The 1,598-nt window shown below is 67.3% G+C and carries 2 protein-coding genes; both read right to left on the bottom strand.

Going from position 1 to position 1,598, the window contains the following annotated elements; genetic code table 11:
- Positions 1–367: DUF4785 domain-containing protein (locus tag DBR34_RS22425; protein WP_343125608.1), on the bottom strand; the 367-nt coding region annotated here is incomplete at its 3' end.
- A 10-nt stretch (positions 368–377) separates the two neighbouring features.
- The gene (locus tag DBR34_RS08535) at positions 378–1,259 is read right to left on the bottom strand and encodes a hypothetical protein (protein ID WP_128096469.1); all 882 of its coding nucleotides are present in this window, start codon (positions 1,257–1,259) and stop codon (positions 378–380) included.
- Positions 1,260–1,598: the final 339 nt, after the last annotated feature.

Raw genomic sequence — 1,598 nt, 5'->3', positions numbered from 1 at the left:
GGTCGCGCACCTGCCACTGCTGTGGGGACAGCGCGCGGGCGCCCGGTGCCGGGCTGACCTGGATCACCGCGTCCGGTGCGGTCAACGGCAGGTCCAGGCCGCGTTGCAGGGAGGCCGCGTCCACCAGTTCCCAGTAGCTGCGGCTGGTGGCCACGAAGGGCGCCGGCGCGGACAACGTAGCGCTGGGATCCAGTGCCCAGGCAAAGCTCACCGGGGCCCGCTCGATGCCATCGGCCTGCAGCGGCGCGCTCTCCACGCGCGGCGCCAGCTGGTCGCTGCTGCGCGCCAGCAAAGGCTGTGCGGCGTGCAACGGCAGTGCCACCAGGGCAGCGGCCACGGCGACCGCGATCGTCAGTCTTGAAGTCATGGCGTGCTCCTCACAGGGTCAGGTCGTTGCGCAGGATCGTGCCCAGGCCGAAGCACTCGCGGCGGCTCTGGTTGTGGCTCAGCGGCTCGGCGCCCTGGGTGCGCGCCTTGTCGGTGAACCACAGCGTGCCTGCAGCCTTCTGGCTGCTGCACTCCAGGAACCCGTCCGAGCAGCTGTTCAACCAGTTCTGGGTGAACTCCAGGCCCACGTTCTGCGCGTAGCCGCCGCAGTAGCTGTTGCTGTCCCACACGGCCGACTCCACATCCGACCCGACCACCGCGCGGAACGGCCTGGGCAGGGCCGGGCGCCCGGCGGTGCCATACAGGTTCTGCGCGTTGTAGGTGGCCATGTGGCCCACCTGCTGCTGCCGCACGGCATCGCTCTTATAACCCAGCAGCCAGCCCACCGAGGTTTCAAACGTGTTGCCGTTGAGCGCGGCATCGGCCAGTGGCGTACCGGCCGACGACGGTGCCAGTGCGGTGACCTTGCTGATGGTCTGGATGATCTTCGGGTAGCGGCTGTCGTAGGTGGGGTTGGACAGGATCCAGCGCACCACGTTGCCGCCGTTGGAATGGGTGATCACCACCAGCCTGGTGATGCCCTTGGTGTTGATGAAGGTGGTCAGCTGCCCGGCGAGGCAGCCGGCCGCCTCGGGTTTCCACATGTACTGCTCGAAATCGCAGTTGATGACCGTGTAGTTGCTGTTGTTGGGCAGCCCCTGGCGCACGGTGTCGATGATGCCCGGCTGCCAGTAGTCCGTACGCGCATCGGTCTGCTTGCCGGTTCCGTGCACGAACGCCACGCCCACCACATCGGCCGCGTGCGTGGTGCCGCACGCCAGCATCAAGCCCAGGGCGAGTCCACCGCCCGTCCATCCCGCGTTGCTTCGCATCCGTTTGCTCCCTTGCAGGTGATCCCCCTGATGACCGGCGCTACCGCGTTGCCATGCAGTGCATCTATCCATAGAGATATGACGAGTGATGGCGCCTTTGGCGAAGCTATGTCGCGCGGCGGTCGAATTCCGTGAACCAGTAGCGGGTTTCCGTCATCCAACGGCCGGCCATGCCGGATCTGGCCGCATGACCAACGGCCACTGTCGCGGCCGGGTGAAGCTGCGATCATGCCACCTCCCCTCTTTGCGAGACCAGCCGATGTCGTCGTCCGCCGCCCCCGTCCTGCGCCCCTTCCTGACCGCTGCCGTGCTGGTGGCGCTGGCGGGCTGTACGACGTC

The organism is Stenotrophomonas sp. HMWF003 (genome assembly GCF_003061285.1).
GTDB lineage: Bacteria > Pseudomonadota > Gammaproteobacteria > Xanthomonadales > Xanthomonadaceae > Stenotrophomonas > Stenotrophomonas maltophilia_AP.
Note: the sequence above shows the minus strand (reverse complement) of the source record. Positions and strands in the feature narration are given on the sequence as shown.

Bases quoted from the DNA above. Each gene is read 5' to 3' on its own strand.
- DBR34_RS08535 (WP_128096469.1), bottom strand. From the start codon at position 1,259: ATGCGAAGCAACGCGGGATGGACGGGCGGTGGACTCGCCCTGGGCTTG.